The 22184-nt window shown below is 52.1% G+C and carries 17 protein-coding genes, 2 tRNA genes and 4 rRNA genes; 12 read left to right on the top strand and 11 right to left on the bottom strand.

Annotated elements, in window-relative coordinates; translation table 11 throughout:
- From AC4OVS_RS02380 to AC4OVS_RS02345, 8 genes are all read left to right on the top strand, one after another.
- The gene (locus AC4OVS_RS02380; protein WP_022649569.1) at positions 1–243 is read left to right on the top strand and encodes a YhdT family protein; all 243 of its coding nucleotides are present in this window, start codon (positions 1–3) and stop codon (positions 241–243) included.
- The gene (panF, locus tag AC4OVS_RS02375; protein WP_022649570.1) at positions 233–1684 is read left to right on the top strand and encodes a sodium/pantothenate symporter; all 1452 of its coding nucleotides are present in this window, start codon (positions 233–235) and stop codon (positions 1682–1684) included. Before AC4OVS_RS02380 ends, panF begins: the two co-directional genes overlap by 11 nt.
- A gap of 11 nt (positions 1685–1695) precedes the next feature.
- On the top strand, positions 1696–2577 hold the full coding sequence (gene prmA, locus AC4OVS_RS02370) for a 50S ribosomal protein L11 methyltransferase (protein WP_022649571.1): 882 nt from the start codon (positions 1696–1698) through the stop codon (positions 2575–2577).
- Between the two features lie 137 nt (positions 2578–2714).
- The gene (locus AC4OVS_RS02365; RefSeq protein WP_023298748.1) at positions 2715–3455 is read left to right on the top strand and encodes a carbonic anhydrase; all 741 of its coding nucleotides are present in this window, start codon (positions 2715–2717) and stop codon (positions 3453–3455) included.
- 329 nt (positions 3456–3784) lie between these two features.
- Entirely contained in the window at positions 3785–4750 is a 966-nt protein-coding gene (dusB, locus tag AC4OVS_RS02360; RefSeq protein ID WP_276349596.1) for a tRNA dihydrouridine synthase DusB, read from the top strand.
- Positions 4751–4773: 23 nt separating this feature from the next.
- Positions 4774–5070: a DNA-binding transcriptional regulator Fis gene (gene fis / locus AC4OVS_RS02355; protein ID WP_000462905.1), complete on the top strand. Its 297-nt coding sequence runs from the start codon at positions 4774–4776 to the stop codon at positions 5068–5070.
- Positions 5071–5248: 178 nt separating this feature from the next.
- Positions 5249–5413, top strand: a complete 165-nt coding sequence (locus tag AC4OVS_RS02350) for a DUF2556 family protein (protein WP_003860373.1) — start codon at positions 5249–5251, stop codon at positions 5411–5413.
- 139 nt (positions 5414–5552) lie between these two features.
- Positions 5553–7637, top strand: coding sequence for a putative bifunctional diguanylate cyclase/phosphodiesterase (locus tag AC4OVS_RS02345; protein ID WP_491922157.1), 2085 nt, complete (start codon positions 5553–5555; stop codon positions 7635–7637).
- Here the strand turns inward: AC4OVS_RS02345 and envR are convergent.
- Positions 7632–8279, bottom strand: coding sequence for an acrEF/envCD operon transcriptional regulator (gene envR / locus AC4OVS_RS02340; protein ID WP_491922156.1), 648 nt, complete (start codon positions 8277–8279; stop codon positions 7632–7634). The two genes, AC4OVS_RS02345 and envR, sit on opposite strands and share 6 nt — an antisense overlap.
- 396 nt (positions 8280–8675) lie before the next feature.
- Between envR and AC4OVS_RS02335 the strand changes: the two genes are divergently transcribed.
- The 3 genes from AC4OVS_RS02335 to AC4OVS_RS02325 all read left to right on the top strand — a co-directional run bounded on the left by AC4OVS_RS02335 (position 8676) and on the right by AC4OVS_RS02325 (position 13409).
- Positions 8676–9815 carry an efflux RND transporter periplasmic adaptor subunit gene (locus tag AC4OVS_RS02335; protein WP_022649575.1) on the top strand — a complete coding sequence of 380 codons (1140 nt, stop codon included), beginning with the start codon at positions 8676–8678 and terminating at the stop codon, positions 9813–9815.
- A gap of 11 nt (positions 9816–9826) precedes the next feature.
- Entirely contained in the window at positions 9827–12940 is a 3114-nt protein-coding gene (locus AC4OVS_RS02330) for an efflux RND transporter permease subunit (RefSeq protein ID WP_048206623.1), read from the top strand.
- 247 nt (positions 12941–13187) lie between these two features.
- A complete protein-coding gene (locus AC4OVS_RS02325; RefSeq protein WP_003860364.1) occupies positions 13188–13409 on the top strand; it encodes a lipoprotein in 222 nt (73 codons plus the stop codon).
- Positions 13410–13757: 348 nt separating this feature from the next.
- Here AC4OVS_RS02325 and rrf (AC4OVS_RS02320) read toward each other — a convergent pair.
- The 6 genes from rrf (AC4OVS_RS02320) to AC4OVS_RS02295 all read right to left on the bottom strand — a co-directional run bounded on the left by rrf (AC4OVS_RS02320) (position 13758) and on the right by AC4OVS_RS02295 (position 18980).
- Positions 13758–13873 (bottom strand): 5S ribosomal RNA (gene rrf, locus AC4OVS_RS02320).
- Positions 13874–13916: 43 nt separating this feature from the next.
- A tRNA-Thr gene (locus AC4OVS_RS02315) sits at positions 13917–13992 on the bottom strand.
- Positions 13993–14006: 14 nt separating this feature from the next.
- Positions 14007–14122: ribosomal RNA gene (gene rrf / locus AC4OVS_RS02310) — 5S ribosomal RNA — on the bottom strand.
- Between the two features lie 69 nt (positions 14123–14191).
- Positions 14192–17096: ribosomal RNA gene (locus tag AC4OVS_RS02305) — 23S ribosomal RNA — on the bottom strand.
- Between the two features lie 182 nt (positions 17097–17278).
- Positions 17279–17354 (bottom strand) — tRNA-Glu (locus tag AC4OVS_RS02300).
- 84 nt (positions 17355–17438) lie between these two features.
- Positions 17439–18980, bottom strand: a 16S ribosomal RNA gene (locus AC4OVS_RS02295).
- The 16S, 23S and 5S rRNA genes sit together here with 2 tRNA genes alongside, the layout of an rRNA operon.
- A 476-nt stretch (positions 18981–19456) precedes the next feature.
- On the opposite strand from AC4OVS_RS02295, the gene AC4OVS_RS02290 reads away from it, so the two are divergent.
- Positions 19457–20011, top strand: a complete 555-nt coding sequence (locus AC4OVS_RS02290; RefSeq protein WP_023298752.1) for a gamma carbonic anhydrase family protein — start codon at positions 19457–19459, stop codon at positions 20009–20011.
- Here AC4OVS_RS02290 and AC4OVS_RS02285 read toward each other — a convergent pair.
- The 4 genes from AC4OVS_RS02285 to AC4OVS_RS02270 are packed head-to-tail and all read right to left on the bottom strand — an operon-like array spanning position 19987 to position 22174.
- Positions 19987–20235, bottom strand: a complete 249-nt coding sequence (locus AC4OVS_RS02285) for a DUF1488 family protein (RefSeq protein WP_022649578.1) — start codon at positions 20233–20235, stop codon at positions 19987–19989. The two genes, AC4OVS_RS02290 and AC4OVS_RS02285, sit on opposite strands and share 25 nt — an antisense overlap.
- Positions 20232–21050 (bottom strand): shikimate dehydrogenase, encoded by an 819-nt coding sequence (gene aroE / locus AC4OVS_RS02280; RefSeq protein ID WP_491922155.1) that lies wholly within the window; start codon positions 21048–21050, stop codon positions 20232–20234. Before aroE ends, AC4OVS_RS02285 begins: the two co-directional genes overlap by 4 nt.
- Positions 21051–21054: 4 nt before the next feature.
- The gene (tsaC, locus tag AC4OVS_RS02275) at positions 21055–21627 is read right to left on the bottom strand and encodes an L-threonylcarbamoyladenylate synthase type 1 TsaC (protein WP_022649580.1); all 573 of its coding nucleotides are present in this window, start codon (positions 21625–21627) and stop codon (positions 21055–21057) included.
- Entirely contained in the window at positions 21620–22174 is a 555-nt protein-coding gene (locus AC4OVS_RS02270) for a DNA topoisomerase family protein (RefSeq protein WP_023298754.1), read from the bottom strand. The genes tsaC and AC4OVS_RS02270 overlap by 8 nt, the downstream gene beginning before the upstream one ends.
- Positions 22175–22184: the final 10 nt, after the last annotated feature.

Below are 22184 nucleotides of genomic sequence, written 5' to 3'. Positions count from 1 at the left end.
ATGGACAAACGTTTTGTTCAGGCCCATAAAGAAGCGCGCTGGGCGCTGTGGCTGACCCTTCTCTATCTCGCTGCATGGTTAGTAACTGCTTACTTACCTGATTCAGCGATTGGCATTACCGGCCTCCCGCACTGGTTTGAAATGGCCTGCCTGCTGCTGCCGCTGGTGTTTATTGTGCTGTGCTGGGCGATGGTGAAATTCATCTATCGCGATATCTCCCTGGAGGACGATGATGCAGCTTGAAGTCATTCTGCCGCTTGTCGCTTACCTGTTCCTGGTGTTTGGCCTGTCGGTTTATGCGATGCGTAAACGTTCGACCGGCACCTTTCTGAACGAGTATTTCCTCGGGAGCCGCTCAATGGGTGGCGTCGTGCTGGCCATGACGCTGACCGCTACTTACATCAGCGCCAGCTCGTTTATCGGTGGCCCGGGCGCCGCTTATAAGTACGGACTGGGCTGGGTACTGCTGGCCATGATCCAGCTGCCTGCCATCTGGCTCTCTCTGGGCATACTGGGTAAAAAGTTTGCCATTCTGGCCCGTCGCTACAATGCCGTGACGCTGAACGATATGCTGTTTGCCCGCTATCAGAGTCGCTTGCTGGTATGGCTGGCAAGCCTGAGTCTGCTGGTGGCGTTTATTGGTGCGATGACGGTGCAGTTTATCGGCGGCGCACGTCTGCTGGAAACGGCAGCCGGGATCCCCTACGAGACGGGTCTGGTCATTTTCGGTGTGAGTATCGCGCTGTACACCGCGTTTGGCGGGTTCCGTGCCAGCGTTCTGAACGATACGATGCAGGGAATGGTGATGCTTATTGGCACTCTCGTTCTGCTGGTGGGTATCGTGCATGCCGCAGGGGGCCTGAGCCATGCGGTTGAAACCCTGGAAGCGATCGATCCGAAACTGGTCTCGCCGCAGGGGGCGGATGACATCCTCTCTCCAACCTTTATGACCTCGTTCTGGGTGCTGGTGTGCTTTGGCGTGATTGGCCTGCCGCATACCGCCGTGCGCTGCATCTCATATAAAGACAGCAAAGCGGTACACCGCGGGATTATTATCGGGACAATTGTGGTGGCAATCCTGATGTTTGGTATGCACCTGGCGGGCGCGCTGGGACGCGCGGTGATCCCTGACCTTACCGTACCGGATCTGGTCATTCCAACCCTGATGGTGAAAGTACTTCCGCCGTTTGCCGCCGGAATTTTCCTCGCCGCACCCATGGCGGCCATTATGTCGACCATCAACGCTCAGTTGCTGCAAAGTTCCGCTACGATCATTAAAGATCTCTATCTGAATTTGCGCCCTGAACAGGTCGAAAATGAGCGACGCCTCAAGCGCATGTCGGCGGTGATTACCCTGGTGCTGGGGGCGTTGCTGCTGCTGGCCGCGTGGCGTCCACCGGAGATGATCATCTGGTTGAACCTGCTCGCCTTTGGCGGGCTGGAAGCCGTTTTCCTGTGGCCGCTGGTGCTGGGGCTGTACTGGGAACGCGCGAATGCCGCGGGTGCATTAAGCGGCATGATTGTCGGGGGCGTCCTGTATGCCGTTCTCGCCACGTTGAAAATTCAGTATCTTGGCTTTCACCCGATCGTGCCTTCGTTACTGTTAAGTTTACTGGCGTTTGTGGTGGGTAACCGTTTTGGCCGTCCCGTTCCACCCGCCACCCTGATTTCTACTGATAAATAAAGAGTTTTGCCATGCCGTGGATCCAATTGAAACTGAACACAACCGGCGCGAACGCCGAAGAACTGAGTGATGCGCTGATGGAGGCCGGTTCGGTCTCTATCACGTTCCAGGACACGCATGACACGCCGGTCTTTGAGCCGCTACCAGGCGAAACGCGCCTGTGGGGTGATACGGACGTTATCGGCCTGTTCGATGCAGAAACCGACATGAAAGAGGTCGTGGCGATTCTGGAAAACCATCCGCTGCTGGGCGCGGGTTTCGCGCATAAAATCGAACAGCTGGAAGACAAAGACTGGGAACGCGAGTGGATGGACAACTTCCATCCGATGCAGTTTGGTCAGCGTCTGTGGATCTGCCCAAGCTGGCGCGACGTTCCCGATGAAAATGCGGTCAACGTAATGCTGGATCCGGGTCTGGCGTTCGGCACCGGTACCCACCCGACAACCTCCCTGTGCCTGCAATGGCTGGATGGCCTGGATCTGGAAGGCAAAACCGTGATCGACTTCGGTTGCGGATCCGGGATCCTCGCTATCGCGGCGCTGAAACTGGGCGCGGCAAAAGCCATCGGGATCGACATCGATCCGCAGGCGATTCAGGCCAGCCGTGATAACGCCGAGCGTAATGGCGTTTCCGATCGCCTTGAACTGTATCTGCCTGATGCACAGCCAGAGGCCATGAAAGCCGATGTGGTGGTCGCGAATATCCTGGCTGGCCCGTTACGCGAGCTGGCGCCGTTAATCAGCGTGCTGCCGGTTGAAGGCGGTCTGCTGGGCCTGTCCGGTATCCTTGCCAGCCAGGCAGACAGCGTCTGTGAAGCCTACGCCGATCTCTTTGCGCTCGACCCGGTTGTCGAGAAAGAAGAGTGGTGTCGCATCACCGGTCGTAAAAAATAAGCCTTTGGCGTGGTCGTCTGACCACGCCTTTTTCCTTCGGTTTTTTCTCCCCCCTTCATCCTTTCTTCGATAAAATAACCACACAAATCACAATGTTAATCATTGATTTGGATAATAAAATTCACAGGAAGAATACGATGAAACACATTTCAGGCAAGGCAGCGCTGCTGGCGCTGAGCGTGATTTCGGCTTCAACTTACGCCTCACACTGGAGCTATCAAGGAGAAGGCGCACCGGAACACTGGGGCGAACTGGACGAGGCGTACAAGACGTGTAAAAGCGGGATGTATCAGTCGCCGGTTAACATTGATAATACGGTCAAAGCTCACATCTCTCCGCTGGAAACGCACTATATCGACGGCCCGGTCACACTGACAAACAACGGCCATACTATCCAGGCGAGTGAAAATGCCGATACACGCGACAGCATCACGCTTGATAAACAGACCTGGACATTACAGCAGTTCCATTTCCATGCGCCTTCCGAAAACACGGTGCACGGTAAAAAATACGCAATGGAAATGCATCTGGTCCATAAAAACGCTGACGGCGAACTGACGGTCGTTGCCGTTATGTTCGATCAGGGCGCGGCAAACGCTGCACTGGATAAACTCTGGGGCGTGATGCCAGGACAGGTTGACCAGAACGTTACAATTAAGCCAACCCTCGATATGAATAAATTACTGCCTGCGGATAAAACCTACTGGCGTTTTAGCGGCTCCCTGACCACGCCACCGTGCTCAGAAGGGGTGACATGGTTGGTGCTCAAGCATCCGCTGACCGTCTCTGCTGAACAGCTGCAAAAATTCACTCACACTATGCACCACGAAAACAGCCGCCCGGTTCAGCCGCTTCATGGCCGTCTGGTTGTTGAATAAGCCGATTTTTTGCGCTGATATCCTGTGCTGAAATGCGACGCAGATCGCAAAGAAGCGCCATAATCTGCTGCATATCGCAGCAGATTATCCCGGCCAATTGATTCATTTATTCAGAAATGATGAGAAGTTACGGGAAATTGTAAGCGCCCACAAAATGTTCATTTCTTCATAACACAATGATTTAAATAGCGAATAATCTTATCCGAAAAGAATGACTGGCGATTCCTTGATCTACAACAGAGGATTGTTCAAAGTTTGGCCTTTCATCTCGTGCAAAAAATGCGTAATATACGCCGCCTTGCAGTCACAGTATGGTCATTTCTTAACTCATGCGCATCGGACACCACCAGCTTAGAAATCGCCTGATCGCAGCCCCAATGGCAGGTATTACCGACCGGCCGTTCAGGACGCTGTGCTACGAGATGGGAGCAGGATTAACCGTTTCCGAGATGATGTCGTCTAACCCGCAGGTTTGGGAAAGCGACAAGTCCCGCCTTCGGATGGTGCACGTGGATGAGCCAGGTATCCGCACCGTGCAAATTGCCGGAAGCGTGCCTGAAGAGATGGCAGATGCCGCGCGTATTAACGTGGAAAGTGGCGCCCAGATTATTGATATCAATATGGGTTGCCCGGCCAAAAAGGTGAATCGCAAGCTTGCAGGTTCAGCCCTTCTGCAATACCCCGACCAGGTGAAGTCAATCCTGACGGCGGTTGTCAGCGCAGTGGACGTTCCTGTTACGTTGAAGATTCGCACGGGTTGGTCGCCGGAACACCGTAACTGTGTAGAGATTGCCCAACTGGCCGAAGACTGTGGCATTCAGGCCCTGACCATTCATGGACGCACTCGCGCCTGTTTGTTCAACGGTGAAGCTGAATACGACAGCATTCGGGCAGTTAAGCAGAAAGTTTCCATTCCGATTATCGCGAATGGCGACATAACTGACCCGCTTAAAGCCAGAGCTGTGCTCGACTATACGGGAGCTGATGCTCTGATGATAGGACGTGCCGCTCAGGGAAGACCCTGGATCTTTCGGGAAATCCAGCATTATCTGGACACTGGGGAGCTGCTTGCCCCGCTGCCTCTGGCAGAGGTTAAGCGCTTGCTTTGTTCGCATGTTCGGGAACTGCATGACCACTACGGCCAGGCAAAAGGGTACCGAATTGCGCGTAAACACGTATCCTGGTATCTCCAGGAGCACGCTCCAAATGACCAGTTTCGGCGCACATTCAACGCCATTGAGAATGCCAGCGAACAGCTGGAGGCGTTGGAGGCATACTTCGAAAATCTTGCGTAATGAAATAAAGAGCTGACAGAACTATGTTCGAACAACGCGTAAATTCTGACGTACTGACCGTTTCTACCGTTAACTCTCAGGATCAGGTGACTCAAAAGCCCCTGCGTGACTCGGTTAAACAGGCACTGAAGAACTATTTTGCTCAACTGAACGGTCAGGATGTTAATGACCTGTATGAGCTGGTACTGGCTGAAGTTGAACAGCCACTGTTGGACATGGTGATGCAATACACCCGTGGTAATCAAACCCGCGCTGCCCTGATGATGGGCATCAACCGTGGTACCCTGCGTAAGAAATTGAAAAAATACGGCATGAACTGATACTAATCAGTTAAATGCTTGTTTAAAAAGGCGCTCTTCGGCATGGGGAAGCGCCTTTTTTATTGCCCGGATGAGCGACCGTCAACGCTTTGTAAACCTTCTCCTTCCCCACTTTTCAACGCCCGCTTTTCGTGTATATTTCCACCACCTTACAGGCTCTCTTTTCGCGGAATGACACATGATTCGTAAATACTGGTGGCTGGTCGTTTTTGCTGTCTCTGTTTTCATTTTCGATGCGCTGCTGATGCAGTGGATTGAACTGATGAGCACCGAAACCGATAAATGTCGCAATATGAATTCCGTGAACCCGCTAAAACTGGTCAACTGCTCAGAGCTGGACTAGCCTCTTCCATCCTGTACCCCTCTGTTATCACCCAATAAAAACAGGGACTTAAATCACTTTTCGTCATTTCCTGACGATGATAATGTCTGTGCCCTTTCCAACCGCTCTTGCTTAACGTCTCACAACGAGTGAACAGACCATGCTGGTTAGCCAATACAACCAAATCCTCGTCGTCATCTCCTTTATTGTCGCCATTCTTGCCGCCTATACCGCGCTGAATATGGCTGCGCGCGTTGCCGGAAGCCAGGGCGTCGCTGCACGCGTCTGGCTGGCAGGTGGCGGTGTTTCGATGGGGATTGGCGTGTGGGCGATGCATTTCATCGGTATGCTGGCGATGGATCTTTCCATGAGCATGAGTTACAACGCGACCCTGACCGTGCTTTCGATGATTATCGCCATCAGCTCGTCAATGTTCGCCCTGTGGCTCGTTAGCGGCGAGCAGCTACATTTGCGCCGACTGCTGCCTGGCGCCGTCGTGATGGGTGCAGGCATAGTTACCATGCACTACACCGGTATGGCTGCCCTGGAGGTCACTCCGGGTATTGTCTGGGATAAAACGTGGATGGCTATCTCTGTGGGCATAGCCCTTTCCGCTTCACTGGCCGCTCTTTGGCTGACGTTCCGTTTACGTCAGGAAGCTGCACGAATGGCGTTGATGCGTCTGGGGGCGGCGATCACCATGGGCATCGCTATCGCTGGCATGCATTACGCCGGCATGGAAGCAGCACAATTTCCAATGTCGACGATGGTCCACCATCATGGTATTAACGGGAGCTGGCTGGCGATACTGGTTAGCGTGGTCGCGCTCGCTATTCTGGGGATTACGCTGCTGGTGTCGATGTTCGATGCCCGCCTTCAGGCTCGTACCTCGCTGCTGGCCTCATCCCTGGCAGAAGCTAACCGTGAACTCGCACAGCTGGCGTTGCATGATACGCTGACGCGCTTACCCAATCGTATTCTGCTTGAGGATCGCCTCGATCAGGCCATCAGCAAGGCCGATCGCGAAGGAAGCCCTTTCGCGCTGATGTTTATGGATCTTGATGGCTTTAAAACCGTCAACGATGCCTATGGCCATGATGTCGGTGACAATCTTCTGGTTGCGGTGACTCAGCGTTTGCTGTTGCAGTTGAAAGGTCAGTACACGCTGGCGCGTATCGGTGGGGATGAATTTGTCCTGCTGGCCGAAACCACTACCCCGGATGATGCTGCCTCACTGGCAAATTCACTGGTACGCGTCATTGATAGCCCGTTCCATCTCGATCCTTACGAATTGATGGTCACCCTGAGCATTGGCATTGCGCTCTATCCACACGATGGCAAAACCGATCGTGAACTGATGTTTAACGCTGATGCTGCGATGTACCACACGAAACATATGGGTCGTAACGGTTATCACTTCTTTCAGCCGTCAATGAATACGCTGGCGCAGACGCATCTTCAGCTGATGAATGATCTGTGGCAGGCCATCGACCGTAATGAGTTACGTCTGCTTTATCAACCTAAATTCCACGCCCCTGCCGGGCCGGTCATCGGATTCGAAGCGCTGTTACGCTGGCAGCATCCCAAACAGGGATTACTGCCCCCCGACCTGTTTCTACCGCTTGCAGAGAAAACCGGGCTGATTATTCCAATTGGAAACTGGGTAATCGACGAGGCCTGCCGCCAGCTTCGAGAATGGCACCTTCAGGGCCACACGGACTGGTCAATGGCGGTGAATCTTTCTACGTTGCAGTTCGAACAGCCGTCGCTGGTTAAAACGGTTCTCGATTGTCTGACGCGCCATAGCGTACCGCCCGGCATGTTGATCCTGGAGGTGACCGAAACCACGGCGATGAGCAATCCGGACGAAAGCGTTCGTGTCCTGACAGCGCTGACGGATGCGGGCGTAAAAGCCTCGATAGACGATTTTGGTACAGGTTATTCAAGCCTTCTTTATCTTAAGCGACTCCCTGCCTGCGAGTTGAAAATCGATCGTGCTTTTGTAAAAGAGTTAAGTGGAGAGAGTGAAGATGCGACGATCGTCTCGGCGATTATTGCCCTGGCAAAAACGCTGAATCTGAAGGTCGTGGCAGAAGGGGTCGAAACCGCAGCGCAGCAGACCTTTCTGACAGAACTGGGATGCAATACGCTACAGGGTTATCTGCTGGGCAAACCGATTACCGCGCAGGCTATTATGGAACAGTGCCAGCACGGGGAGATGTCACCATCCCGTATGCAATCATGAGGCTGTATCGTAGAACACTGGCGCCACTCGAGTGATATTTAGTGTCGCAAGAATATTATCCACCAGCGCCGGCGCCTGTTTGTACAGATTAAAACTGTTGCTATCCATTAACCAGTTTTTAATGACTCCGCTAAAAAATGCGTGGAAAACAATCAGCGCCAGTTCAATATTAGTTTGGGAAGAAATAATGCTACGCGCAACGCATTGTCTCAACGTCCTGCGAAGATAAGTATCGTTTAAACCGATCCGCTTGCGTATTTCACATTCTGAAATCACATCGTCATGAAATTCACACTTATGATACAGAATTTGTAAAAGAGCATACTGACGTGGCTCGCTCGCAATATATTGCAGCGCGACAATAAACTGTTCACGAAGCATTAACAAAGGGTCATCTTTTTCAGAAAGTATTAACCTGTCACGAATCATTTCACGCAGCGGCAATTGCTGTTCCCGGATGGCGTTAAATATTTCCGCTTTACTCGAAAAATGCCAGTAAACCGCCCCGCGAGTAAGTTGAGCAGCATCGGCGATGTCGGTAAGCGTGGTATTAGCCACGCCACGTGTCGCGAATAGCCCGATAGCGGCTTCAATCAGCTGCTGCCGGGTCTTTTGAGCCTCTTCTTTCTTTTTACGCGCCATAGCCTGCTACTCATTACTTATACGGTTGATACGACATCAAACGTTATTAAAGGGTCGTGTAAGTCAAAGTATTCACCATAACCCGTTTTAGTTTTGCACAAAAAAAGTCAATTCATTTAATTTATAATTCATACGAATAAATTGAGCGAATCAAATTCATTAAATAAATAGTTTGTATTTACTCATAAGTATTCCGTTGATTATCCTGACAGAAGCCGGATTTCGAATACACTGGTTCAGAATCTGATTTTGCTTTTTATTGCCTCCATCAGCACTTATAAATTAAAAAACCTTGAATACCCTCATTATTATACGCAGCTACATTTCTTTTTTTGCCTCACACCCTTTCACCGACTTATGGCATATATCGGTTCAAGGGTAGTTTAAGGAACAGTAATGACGAATCACTTCAGACGCTTACCCTTATCCGGTTTCATTGTCTGTGCTGCACTGCTCGCCGGGTGCGATGGGCAAGAAAACCCACAGCAGCATGGGCAAGCTCCTCAGGTCAGTGTTCATATTGTCAAAAGCGCGCCACTGGCCGTAACGACGGAATTGCCAGGCAGAACTGACGCTTATCGTGTAGCGGAGGTTCGTCCCCAGGTAAGTGGTATCATTCTGCACCGTAATTTTACCGAAGGCAGCGACGTCAAAGCGGGTGAATCACTTTATCAGATCGATCCGGCCACCTATCAGGCAGCCTACGACAATGCGAAAGGTGAACTGGTAAAAGCGCAGGCTGCGGCAAACATAGCCCATCTGACGGTAAAACGTTACCTTCCGCTGGTCGGTACGCAATATGTGAGCAAGCAGGAGTATGATCAGGCGGTGGCAACCGCCCAGCAGGCGGATGCAAGCGTCGTTGCCGCGAAAGCTGGCGTTGAAAGCGCGCGGATCAATCTTGCTTATACGAAAGTCACATCGCCAATCAACGGGCGCATTGGCAAATCCAGCGTCACTGAAGGGGCGTTAGTCACTAATGGTCAGTCAACCGCACTGGCGACAGTTCAGCAGCTCGATCCCATTTATGTCGATGTAACGCAATCCAGCAGCGATTTTATGCGTCTAAAGCAGCAGACGAGCCTGCAAAAGGGAGACACCAGCAGCGTTGAGTTGCTGATGGAAAATGGCCAGCCTTATCCGCTGAAAGGAACGCTCCAGTTCTCTGATGTCACGGTAGATGAAAGTACCGGCTCAATCACCCTTCGCGCTCTCTTCCCTAACCCTCAGCATATGCTGTTACCGGGTATGTTTGTCCGTGCACGCATTGACGAAGGCACACAGCCTGATGCCATCCTTGTTCCCCAGCAGGGGGTAACCCGTACACCTCGCGGTGATGCAACCGTGCTTGTGGTAAACGATAAAAACCAGGTGGAATCTCGCACTGTCGTTGCACCGCAGGCGATTGGCGATCGGTGGTTGATCACGGAAGGTCTGAAAAATGGCGACCGCGTCATTATCAGCGGCCTGCAAAAAGTTCGCCCTGGCGTCACCGCCGTGGCTATTCCTGATACCGCCGCGACTCCAGCCAGTTAAGGGATAACGAGATGGCTAATTTCTTTATTCAACGGCCTGTTTTCGCCTGGGTGCTCTCCATCATTCTGATGATTGCGGGCGGGCTGGCCATTTTAAAACTGCCGGTGGCGCAATATCCAACCATTGCGCCGCCAGCAGTTGCGGTGACAGCGACCTACCCTGGCGCTGATGCCCAGACGGTCCAGGATACCGTGACGCAGGTTATCGAACAGAACATGAACGGAATCGACAATCTGATGTACATGTCGTCCACCAGTGATTCTGCCGGTAACGTCACCATCACCCTGACGTTCGAGTCGGGTACGGATCCTGACATCGCGCAGGTGCAGGTTCAGAACAAACTCCAGCTCGCTATGCCGCTGCTACCGCAAGAAGTACAGCAACAGGGGATCGGCGTGGAAAAATCCAGCAGCAGCTTCCTGCTGGTCGCGGGATTTGTGTCGGATAATAAAAACCTCACTCAGGATGATATCTCCGACTATGTCGCTTCTAACGTAAAAGATGCGATCAGCCGTACTTCCGGCGTCGGTGATGTGCAGCTGTTCGGTGCGCAGTATGCAATGCGCATCTGGCTGGACAGCAACGCGATGAATAAATATCAGCTCACGCCGTTGGATGTCATTAACCAACTGAAAACGCAGAACGACCAGATTGCTGCGGGCCAGTTGGGAGGAACGCCGTCCGTACCAGGGCAGCAACTGAACGCCTCAATTATTGCTCAAACGCGCCTGAAATCACCGGAGGAGTTTGGCCGTGTGACGCTGAAGGTGAACCAGGACGGTTCAATGGTCCACCTGAAAGATGTGGCCCGCATTGAGCTGGGTGGCGAAAACTACAACATGGTCACCAAAATCAATGGCCAGGCAGCAACGGGGCTCGGGATCAAGCTGGCGACTGGCGCAAACGCGCTGGATACCGCTGCCGCCATTAAGAGTAAACTGGCGCAGTTGCAGCCCTTCTTCCCTCAGGGCCTGAAAGTCGTTTATCCGTACGACACCACACCTTTCGTGAAGATCTCAATCCATGAAGTGGTGAAGACGCTGTTTGAAGCGATCGTTCTCGTGTTCCTGGTGATGTACTTGTTCCTGCAAAACCTGCGGGCGACCCTTATTCCGACTATTGCCGTGCCCGTGGTGCTACTGGGTACCTTCGCGGTACTGGCTGCGTTTGGTTTCTCCATTAACACCCTGACGATGTTCGGGATGGTATTGGCGATAGGTTTGCTCGTCGATGATGCCATCGTGGTGGTTGAGAACGTAGAACGCGTCATGGTTGAGGACAAGCTGCCGCCAAAAGAGGCGACCCAGAAGTCGATGGAGCAAATCCAGGGCGCTCTGGTGGGCATTGCCATGGTGCTTTCAGCGGTGTTTATTCCGATGGCATTTTTTGGAGGTTCAACCGGGGCTATCTATCGCCAGTTCTCGCTGACCATTGTCTCCGCGATGGCCTTATCGGTGCTGGTGGCGTTGATATTAACGCCTGCTTTATGTGCAACGCTGCTCAAACCGGTTTCCAGCGACCATCATGAAAAGAAAGGTGGATTCTTCGGCTGGTTTAACGCGCTTTTTGATAAGAGCGTGGAGCACTACAGCAACAGCGTGAGCGGCATTTTACGTAAGACCGGACGCTATCTGCTGGTTTACGTCATCATCGTCGGCGGCATGGCAATACTGTTCCTGCGCCTGCCTTCCTCCTTCCTGCCGGAAGAGGATCAGGGGGTGTTTATGACGATGGTTCAGCTGCCGGCAGGGGCGACGCAGATGCGTACCCAGCAGGTACTCGATCAGGTTCAGGACTATTATCTGACGAAAGAGAAAGCGAACGTTGAATCGGTCTTTACCGTAAACGGATTTAGCTTTAGCGGGCAGGGGCAGAACTCCGGTATCGCTTTCGTCAGCCTGAAGCCATGGGAAGAACGCCCGGGCAAGGAAAACGGCGTTGAGGCGATTGTCAGCCGCGCAACGAAAGCGTTTAGCCAGATCAAAGATGGTCTTGTATTTCCGTTTAACCTCCCTGCCATTATTGAACTGGGTACCGCAACAGGCTTTGACTTTGAACTGATTGACCAGGCAAACCTGGGACATACGCAGCTCACGCAGGCACGTAACCAACTGCTTGGCATGGTAAGGGAACATCCTGACTTACTGGTCCGCGTGCGTCCTAACGGACTGGAAGATACGCCACAGTACAAACTGGATGTCGACCAGGAGAAGGCCCAGGCGCTGGGTGTGAGCATATCTGATGTCAATCAGACCATCTCAACAGCATTGGGTGGCACTTATGTGAACGACTTTATCGATCATGGACGCGTGAAAAAAGTTTATGTCCAGGCTGATGCTCGCTTCCGTATGTTACCAGGAGATATTAACGACCTGTATGTGCGTAGTGCTAACGGCGAAATGGTGCCTTTCTCTGCCTTTAGCAGCTCTCACTGGGTGTACGGCTCACCTCGTCTGGAACGTTACAATGGGATGCCATCAATGGAGATCCTCGGTGAGTCTGCGCCAGGCAAAAGTACCGGTGAGGCAATGGAGATGATGGAAAGCCTTGCGTCGAAACTGCCTTCCGGAATTGGCTACGACTGGACGGGGATGTCTTATCAGGAACGTCTTTCCGGAAATCAGGCTCCAGCACTGTATGCCATTTCACTGATTGTGGTGTTCCTGTGTCTGGCGGCTCTCTATGAAAGCTGGTCAATTCCATTCTCGGTCATGCTGGTTGTGCCCCTGGGGGTGATCGGCGCGCTTCTGGCTGCATCAATACGTGGGCTGAACAATGACGTTTACTTCCAGGTTGGTCTGCTTACGACAATTGGTTTATCAGCCAAAAACGCGATACTGATCGTTGAGTTCGCCAAGGATCTTATGGATAAAGAAGGCAAAGGGATTATTGAAGCCACGCTGGAAGCCTCACGTATGCGTCTGCGCCCTATCCTGATGACCTCTCTGGCATTTATCCTTGGTGTGATGCCTCTGGTCATCAGTAGTGGCGCAGGTAGTGGGGCACAAAACGCTGTCGGGACGGGCGTGATGGGCGGGATGCTGTCAGCCACTCTGCTGGCCATTTTCTTTGTTCCTGTTTTCTTCGTTGTTGTCCGGAGACGGTTTACAAAGCATAAGGATTAATGAAAATCATAAAGGCACCTCTGGTGCCTTTTTAATTTCCTGTCAGCATTCTAATAAAAAGACATCTCTTCACATTTCCTCCATAAATAATCAACGCCCCTCTTTTTTCTCCATGATTTTTACAATCCACACAATTTGAGATTATTCCCCGTGCTGTATGGTATTAGTGCGGTGGTAAAATAATCATCAATTCGTAAATTGCCGCATCGGCTCTTAAGCGAATAAGCGATCATATTGAGGTAACATCATGAAAAGATTCCTTTCCGTTGCACTCCTCGCTGCGCTGCTTGCGGGTTGCGCGCACGACTCTCCCTGTGTACCGGTATACGACGATCAGGGGCGACTGGTTCACACCAATACCTGTATGAAGGGGACTACCCAGGATAACTGGGAAACAGCAGGTGCGATTGCCGGTGGCGCCGCAGCAATAGCTGGCCTGACTCTCGGTATTGTCGCCCTGACTAAATAATCCTTTTAAAAGCGCGGCCATCGCCGCGCTTTTATTTTATCTAATCAAAGGGATGTATATTTCCCCTCTCAGATATCATCAGATAATTTTTAGATTCAGTATCCTGTTTTTTTTATAGCCCTATTTCCTTACCCATACAACCTCCGTCTGAATCACTGAATTGATTTAACGCTGCTGCGAGTAAGCATTATGCATTCCGTGAATTCATTTATAGCTGGGTTAAGACGCTTTAATACGTCAAGTAAGGTATTAACGGCACTCGTTGGAATATCTGATAAGGAAATTGGTTTAGCTGAGGGCATAACGCAAAAAGGCCATCCTTTCGGATGGCCTTTCTACTTGTTTGATGTCTGGCAGTTCCCTACTCTCACATGGGGAGACCCCACACTACCATCGGCGCTACGGCGTTTCACTTCTGAGTTCGGCATGGGGTCAGGTGGGACCACCGCGCTAAAGCCGCCAGACAAATTCTTTTACTTCTTGCCGAACTTTAACCTAAGTATAAAGTGGTGCTGATACCCAGAGTCGAACTGGGGACCTCACCCTTACCAAGGGTGCGCTCTACCAACTGAGCCATATCAGCACGCTAAATTTGATGCCTGGCAGTTCCCTACTCTCACATGGGGAGACCCCACACTACCATCGGCGCTACGGCGTTTCACTTCTGAGTTCGGCATGGGGTCAGGTGGGACCACCGCGCTAAAGCCGCCAGGCAAATTCTGTTAATCTGTATCAGGCTGAAAATCGTGTCTGTCTCTTCGCCAAAACAGCTTCGGCGTTGTAAGGTTAAGCCTCACGGTTCATTAGTATCGGTTAGCTCAACGCATCGCTGCGCTTACACACCCGACCTATCAACGTCGTAGTCTTCAACGTTCCTTCAGGAGACTTAAAGTCTCAGGGAGAACTCATCTCGGGGCAAGTTTCGTGCTTAGATGCTTTCAGCACTTATCTTTTCCGCATTTAGCTACCGGGCAGTGCCATTGGCATGACAACCCGAACACCAGTGATGCGTCCACTCCGGTCCTCTCGTACTAGGAGCAGCCCCCCTCAATTCTCCAGCGCCCACGGCAGATAGGGACCGAACTGTCTCACGACGTTCTAAACCCAGCTCGCGTACCACTTTAAATGGCGAACAGCCATACCCTTGGGACCTACTTCAGCCCCAGGATGTGATGAGCCGACATCGAGGTGCCAAACACCGCCGTCGATATGAACTCTTGGGCGGTATCAGCCTGTTATCCCCGGAGTACCTTTTATCCGTTGAGCGATGGCCCTTCCATTCAGAACCACCGGATCACTATGACCTGCTTTCGCACCTGCTCGCGCCGTCACGCTCGCAGTCAAGCTGGCTTATGCCATTGCACTAACCTCCTGATGTCCGACCAGGATTAGCCAACCTTCGTGCTCCTCCGTTACTCTTTGGGAGGAGACCGCCCCAGTCAAACTACCCACCAGACACTGTCCGCAACCCGGATTACGGGTCTACGTTAGAACACCAGCCATTAAAGGGTGGTATTTCAAGGTTGGCTCCACGCAGACTGGCGTCCACGCTTCAAAGCCTCCCACCTATCCTACACATCAAGGACCAGTGTTCAGTGTCAAGCTATAGTAAAGGTTCACGGGGTCTTTCCGTCTTGCCGCGGGTACACTGCATCTTCACAGCGAGTTCAATTTCACTGAGTCTCGGGTGGAGACAGCCTGGCCATCATTACGCCATTCGTGCAGGTCGGAACTTACCCGACAAGGAATTTCGCTACCTTAGGACCGTTATAGTTACGGCCGCCGTTTACCGGGGCTTCGATCAAGAGCTTCGCGTTGCCGCTAACCCCATCAATTAACCTTCCGGCACCGGGCAGGCGTCACACCGTATACGTCCACTTTCGTGTTTGCACAGTGCTGTGTTTTTAATAAACAGTTGCAGCCAGCTGGTATCTTCGACTGATTTCAGCTCCGTCCGCAGGGACTTCACCTACACATCAGCGTGCCTTCTCCCGAAGTTACGGCACCATTTTGCCTAGTTCCTTCACCCGAGTTCTCTCAAGCGCCTTGGTATTCTCTACCTGACCACCTGTGTCGGTTTGGGGTACGATTTCGTGTTACCTGATGCTTAGAGGCTTTTCCTGGAAGCAGGGCATTTATCACTTCAGCACCGTAGTGCCTCGTCATCACACCTCAGCGTTAATAAGGTACCGGATTTACCTGGAACCTCCGCCTACATGCTTAAACCGGGACAACCGTCGCCCGGCTGACATAGCCTTCTCCGTCCCCCCTTCGCAGTAACACCAAGTACAGGAATATTAACCTGTTTCCCATCGACTACGCCTTTCGGCCTCGCCTTAGGGGTCGACTCACCCTGCCCCGATTAACGTTGGACAGGAACCCTTGGTCTTCCGGCGAGCGGGCTTTTCACCCGCTTTATCGTTACTTATGTCAGCATTCGCACTTCTGATACCTCCAGCACCCCTCACAGGACACCTTCAACGGCTTACAGAACGCTCCCCTACCCAACAACACATAGTGTCGCTGCCGCAGCTTCGGTGCATGGTTTAGCCCCGTTACATCTTCCGCGCAGGCCGACTCGACCAGTGAGCTATTACGCTTTCTTTAAATGATGGCTGCTTCTAAGCCAACATCCTGGCTGTCTGTGCCTTCCCACATCGTTTCCCACTTAACCATGACTTTGGGACCTTAGCTGGCGGTCTGGGTTGTTTCCCTCTTCACGACGGACGTTAGCACCCGCCGTGTGTCTCCCGTGATAACATTCTTCGGTATTCGTAGTTTGCATCGGGTTGGTAAGCCGGGATGGCCCCCTAGCCGAAACAGTGCTCTACCCCCGAAGATGAATTCACGAGGCGCTACCTAAATAGCTTTCGGGGAGAACCAGCTATCTCCCGGTTTGATTGGCCTTTCACCCCCAGCCACAGGTCATCCGCTAATTTTTCAACATTAGTCGGTTCGGTCCTCCAGTTAGTGTTACCCAACCTTCAACCTGCCCATGGCTAGATCACCGGGTTTCGGGTCTATACCCTGCAACTTAACGCCCAGTTAAGACTCGGTTTCCCTTCGGCTCCCCTATACGGTTAACCTTGCTACAGAATATAAGTCGCTGACCCATTATACAAAAGGTACGCAGTCACCCCATAAAGAGGCTCCCACTGCTTGTACGTACACGGTTTCAGGTTCTTTTTCACTCCCCTCGCCGGGGTTCTTTTCGCCTTTCCCTCACGGTACTGGTTCACTATCGGTCAGTCAGGAGTATTTAGCCTTGGAGGATGGTCCCCCCATATTCAGACAGGATACCACGTGTCCCGCCCTACTCTTCGAGTTCACAGCATGTGTGCTTTCGTGTACGGGACTATCACCCTGTACCGTCGGACTTTCCAGACCGTTCCACTAACACACAAGCTGATTCAGACTCCGGGCTGCTCCCCGTTCGCTCGCCGCTACTGGGGGAATCTCGGTTGATTTCTTTTCCTCGGGGTACTTAGATGTTTCAGTTCCCCCGGTTCGCCTCGTTAACCTATGTATTCAGTTAACGATAGTGCAACGGATTGCACTGGGTTTCCCCATTCGGACATCGCCGGGTCAAAGGTTCATATCACCTCGCCGGCGCTTTTCGCAGATTAGCACGTCCTTCATCGCCTCTGACTGCCAGGGCATCCACCGTGTACGCTTAGTCGCTTAACCTCACAACCCGAAGATGTTTCACTTCTGATTGCGAAAATTTGAGAGACTCGAACACACATGAGCTGTGTGTCGTTTCAATTTTCAGCTTGATCCAGATTTTTAAAGAGCAAATATCTCAAACATGACTCGCAAGTCAGTTTTGAGATATGACGGCAGGTGACTTTCACTCACGAACCAGCAAGTGGCGTCCCCTAGGGGATTCGAACCCCTGTTACCGCCGTGAAAGGGCGGTGTCCTGGGCCTCTAGACGAAGGGGACGTACAGTCTCAATCGCAAGACGCCTTGCTATTTACTTTTCATCAGACAATCTGTGTGAGCACTGCAAAGGCAGGTTCTTTAAGGTAAGGAGGTGATCCAACCGCAGGTTCCCCTACGGTTACCTTGTTACGACTTCACCCCAGTCATGAATCACAAAGTGGTAAGCGCCCTCCCGAAGGTTAAGCTACCTACTTCTTTTGCAACCCACTCCCATGGTGTGACGGGCGGTGTGTACAAGGCCCGGGAACGTATTCACCGTGGCATTCTGATCCACGATTACTAGCGATTCCGACTTCATGGAGTCGAGTTGCAGACTCCAATCCGGACTACGACGCACTTTATGAGGTCCGCTTGCTCTCGCGAGGTCGCTTCTCTTTGTATGCGCCATTGTAGCACGTGTGTAGCCCTACTCGTAAGGGCCATGATGACTTGACGTCATCCCCACCTTCCTCCAGTTTATCACTGGCAGTCTCCTTTGAGTTCCCGGCCGGACCGCTGGCAACAAAGGATAAGGGTTGCGCTCGTTGCGGGACTTAACCCAACATTTCACAACACGAGCTGACGACAGCCATGCAGCACCTGTCTCAGAGTTCCCGAAGGCACCAATCCATCTCTGGAAAGTTCTCTGGATGTCAAGAGTAGGTAAGGTTCTTCGCGTTGCATCGAATTAAACCACATGCTCCACCGCTTGTGCGGGCCCCCGTCAATTCATTTGAGTTTTAACCTTGCGGCCGTACTCCCCAGGCGGTCGACTTAACGCGTTAGCTCCGGAAGCCACGCCTCAAGGGCACAACCTCCAAGTCGACATCGTTTACGGCGTGGACTACCAGGGTATCTAATCCTGTTTGCTCCCCACGCTTTCGCACCTGAGCGTCAGTCTTTGTCCAGGGGGCCGCCTTCGCCACCGGTATTCCTCCAGATCTCTACGCATTTCACCGCTACACCTGGAATTCTACCCCCCTCTACAAGACTCTAGCCTGCCAGTTTCGAATGCAGTTCCCAGGTTGAGCCCGGGGATTTCACATCCGACTTGACAGACCGCCTGCGTGCGCTTTACGCCCAGTAATTCCGATTAACGCTTGCACCCTCCGTATTACCGCGGCTGCTGGCACGGAGTTAGCCGGTGCTTCTTCTGCGGGTAACGTCAATCGACAGGGTTATTAACCCTGTCGCCTTCCTCCCCGCTGAAAGTACTTTACAACCCGAAGGCCTTCTTCATACACGCGGCATGGCTGCATCAGGCTTGCGCCCATTGTGCAATATTCCCCACTGCTGCCTCCCGTAGGAGTCTGGACCGTGTCTCAGTTCCAGTGTGGCTGGTCATCCTCTCAGACCAGCTAGGGATCGTCGCCTAGGTGAGCCGTTACCCCACCTACTAGCTAATCCCATCTGGGCACATCCGATGGCAAGAGGCCCGAAGGTCCCCCTCTTTGGTCTTGCGACGTTATGCGGTATTAGCTACCGTTTCCAGTAGTTATCCCCCTCCATCAGGCAGTTTCCCAGACATTACTCACCCGTCCGCCACTCGTCAGCGAAGCAGCAAGCTGCTTCCTGTTACCGTTCGACTTGCATGTGTTAGGCCTGCCGCCAGCGTTCAATCTGAGCCATGATCAAACTCTTCAATTTAAAAGTTTGATGCTCAATGAATTAAACTTCGTAATGAATTACGTGTTCACTCGTTGAGACTTGGTATTCATTTAGTGTCCGAGGACATTAAGAATCCATGTCACTTTGAGTGCCCACACAGATTGTCTGATAAATTGTTAAAGAGCAGTTGCGACGCGCTTCAGCGCTCTGTCGCGAGGTGGCGTATATTACGCTTTCCTCTTTCAGAGTCAACCCGTTATTTCAGGATTTTTCTCTTCAACCGACCGGGTTGTCTGTGAAGTGATTCACATCTGCCGTGTCGATGGAGGCGCATTATAGGGATCCCAGTTTTTAGCACAAGTATTTTTTAGATCTTTTTTTCCAACTGATGATTTTCCGTGCTTTTCGCTGAAAACCCACCCGATCCGCTTAAAAATTGACGCATTTTGCCTTGCCTCGCTCCAGGAATACGATCAAAGTCTTCTTTAATAACGCTCATCTGTATCGAGGTAGATATGTTTGCAGTATTACGTCCTTATAAAGATCTGTTCCCCCAAAAAGGCGATCGCGTGATGATCGATGCCAGCAGCGTGGTCATTGGTGATGTTCGCATGGCCGATGATGTCAGCATCTGGCCACTTGTCGCGATCCGGGGCGATGTTAACTACGTTGCAATCGGTGCACGCACCAATATTCAGGACGGCAGCGTGTTGCATGTGACTCATAAGTCATCTTATAACCCTGAGGGCAACCCGCTCATTATTGGGGAAGATGTTACCGTCGGCCATAAAGTGATGCTCCACGGCTGCACGATCGGTAACAGGGTTCTCGTTGGGATGGGATCGATTTTGCTGGATGGCGTCATTGTAGAAGATGACGTAATGATTGGCGCAGGGAGTCTTGTTCCGCAAAACAAGCGTCTTGAAAGTGGGTATCTCTATTTAGGCAGCCCGGTTAAACAGATCCGCCCCCTAAAAGAGACGGAGATCGAAGGATTGAAATACTCAGCGAACAATTACGTTAAATGGAAAAATGACTATCTGGATCAGGATAACCAGATCCAACCCTGATCGTCTTCCTGCTGATCGCGGATCAAATCGCTGGCATCCTCTTCCAGGTCCCAGCGATTTTCGCAAAAGACCGCTAACGGATCTGCCCCCCCAAAGCGCTGAAGCAACGTTTCCCCTTTAATCGCACAGGTGAGCTGCATTCCATGCACCAACACCGGGAAACAAACCGCTTGCTTGTTTTCATCCCAGATTTCTCTGTCGGGAAAATGAATCGCCTGATTCACGCCGTCAGTTCCTGTTTCAGCTTTTCAATCACCGGTTCTACAGCGGGTAACACGCCATGCCAGAGTAGCACCGCATGAGCCGCCTGCCCCACCAGCATTCCCAGACCATCAGCCACGTGTTTTGCCCCCTGTTGTTCGCACCAGGTCAGAAAGGGCGTTTTCCCTTTTTGATAAAACATGTCATAGGCGTAGATGTGGGAATGAATCAGGGATGCAGGAATCGCCGGGATCTCTCCATTAATACCGCTTGAGGTGGCATTAATCACAAGATCAAATTCGTGACGCGCGAGATCGTCAGGTGCTACCGCAGCTACGCTGCCTGTGTGTGCGAACAACGCCGCCAGCTCTTCTGCTCTGGAGAAAGTACGGTTGGTGATTGTCACCGCACAATCCAGCGAAAGAAGAGGAAGCAATACGCCGCGCGAGGCGCCACCCGCGCCGATCAGCAGGATCCGAAAGCCTGGTTTAATAAACGACAATCGCTCCAGATCGCTGAGTAAACCAATCCCATCGGTGTTATCGCCCAGAAGGCGACCATCTTCAAGCCGCTTAAGAGTATTGACGGCGCCAGCGAGCGACGCACGTTCGGTCAGTTCATCCGCGCGCCCGAAAACCTCTTCTTTAAAAGGCACCGTGACGTTCGCACCTTTACCACCCGCATCAAAAAAGCTATTCAGCGTCGGTATAAATGCATCAACAGGCGCAAGAACCCGACCATACGGGTGATCTATATGCAATTGCTCCGCAAACAGCCGATGGATCAGAGGCGACTTGCTGTGCGCGATCGGGTTACCAAAAACAGCATAGGTTTCCATCACATTATCCCTGGCGAAAACGTTCGCCGGTCAAGGCATCGCGAATTTCTGACGGGTTAAGACGACCACCGGTTTCACCCACGGCAACAGGGAAATCATTCCCGAACTGCGCCAGAACTTCTTCGGTTGTCCGACAAGGGGGAAGCCCGGTCAGGTTGGCGCTGGTTGAAACCAGAGGTTTACCAAATGCCTGGCATAACTCCACCACCAGCGGATGGTCGGTGACACGTACCGCGAGTGAATCGAAACGCCCGGTTAACCAGCGCGGCGTTGTCGGCTGTGCAGGAAAAACAAACGTCACGGGACCAGGCCACGCAGAGAAAATGGTTTCCCGCTGTGCAGGTGTCAGCATGGAATCATCAATATAAGGCTTAAGCTGCTCGTAGTTCGCAGCGATCAAAATCAATCCTTTTTCGACAGGCCGCTGTTTTAGCGCCAGCAGACGGTTAACGGCGACTTCGCTGTCAGGATCACACCCGACCCCGAAAACGGCTTCTGTTGGATAGGCGATGACTTCTTCTTTTTTCAGGATTTCCACCGCCTGCGCGATGGAGCCTGATGGCAGGTTATTATTCACTGATTTGATCCGCCGAAACCGGCTTTCCACATTGTTTACTGGCGCAAAAGCGTTTCAAGCCTTGCGCGGTTTTCTTCTCTATAAGTAACGGATAATCGCAATGAGAGCAGACGCCCGCTACTGGTTTGAAATTGATGACGAACTGGCATTCAGGATAGCGATCGCACGAATGGAAGGTCTTGCCATAACGAGAGCGCCGCTGCACCAATTGGCCACGCTGGCACTGAGGGCAGGCAATTGCCGTTTCATCTGGCTTATCAATTTGTTCCGTATGTTCACACTCCGGGTAGCGGCTGCATCCGATAAACATCCCGAACCGCCCCTGCCGCAGCGCCAGTTCACCGCCACAGAGAGGACAAAGCTGTCCCTCCAGAATTTTGACGATATGTCCATCCGCCTGGCTTTTCAGGGGACGGACATAATCACATTCCGGATAGTGTGAACAACCGAGAAACGGACCGTGTTTCCCGGACCGAATAACAAGTTCTGCCCCGCACTGTGGGCAGGGCTCGTTTTTATGCACCGTGAAGAGTGCTGATTTGGCCATAACAACTCTT

The organism is Enterobacter sp. 4974935, assembly GCF_058661735.1.
The sequence above is the reverse complement of the archived record's forward strand: the minus strand, read 5'-3'. Positions and strand labels throughout refer to the sequence as shown.

Coding starts and splice junctions, on each gene's coding strand:
- AC4OVS_RS02380 (WP_022649569.1), top strand. CDS start 1: ATGGACAAACGTTTTGTTCAGGCCCATAAAGAAGCGCGCTGGGCGCTG.
- panF (WP_022649570.1), top strand. CDS start 233: ATGCAGCTTGAAGTCATTCTGCCGCTTGTCGCTTACCTGTTCCTGGTG.
- prmA (WP_022649571.1), top strand. CDS start 1,696: ATGCCGTGGATCCAATTGAAACTGAACACAACCGGCGCGAACGCCGAA.
- AC4OVS_RS02365 (WP_023298748.1), top strand. CDS start 2,715: ATGAAACACATTTCAGGCAAGGCAGCGCTGCTGGCGCTGAGCGTGATT.
- dusB (WP_276349596.1), top strand. CDS start 3,785: ATGCGCATCGGACACCACCAGCTTAGAAATCGCCTGATCGCAGCCCCA.
- fis (WP_000462905.1), top strand. CDS start 4,774: ATGTTCGAACAACGCGTAAATTCTGACGTACTGACCGTTTCTACCGTT.
- AC4OVS_RS02350 (WP_003860373.1), top strand. CDS start 5,249: ATGATTCGTAAATACTGGTGGCTGGTCGTTTTTGCTGTCTCTGTTTTC.
- AC4OVS_RS02345 (WP_491922157.1), top strand. CDS start 5,553: ATGCTGGTTAGCCAATACAACCAAATCCTCGTCGTCATCTCCTTTATT.
- envR (WP_491922156.1), bottom strand. CDS start 8,279: ATGGCGCGTAAAAAGAAAGAAGAGGCTCAAAAGACCCGGCAGCAGCTG.
- AC4OVS_RS02335 (WP_022649575.1), top strand. CDS start 8,676: ATGACGAATCACTTCAGACGCTTACCCTTATCCGGTTTCATTGTCTGT.
- AC4OVS_RS02330 (WP_048206623.1), top strand. CDS start 9,827: ATGGCTAATTTCTTTATTCAACGGCCTGTTTTCGCCTGGGTGCTCTCC.
- AC4OVS_RS02325 (WP_003860364.1), top strand. CDS start 13,188: ATGAAAAGATTCCTTTCCGTTGCACTCCTCGCTGCGCTGCTTGCGGGT.
- AC4OVS_RS02290 (WP_023298752.1), top strand. CDS start 19,457: ATGTTTGCAGTATTACGTCCTTATAAAGATCTGTTCCCCCAAAAAGGC.
- aroE (WP_491922155.1), bottom strand. CDS start 21,050: ATGGAAACCTATGCTGTTTTTGGTAACCCGATCGCGCACAGCAAGTCG.
- AC4OVS_RS02270 (WP_023298754.1), bottom strand. CDS start 22,174: ATGGCCAAATCAGCACTCTTCACGGTGCATAAAAACGAGCCCTGCCCA.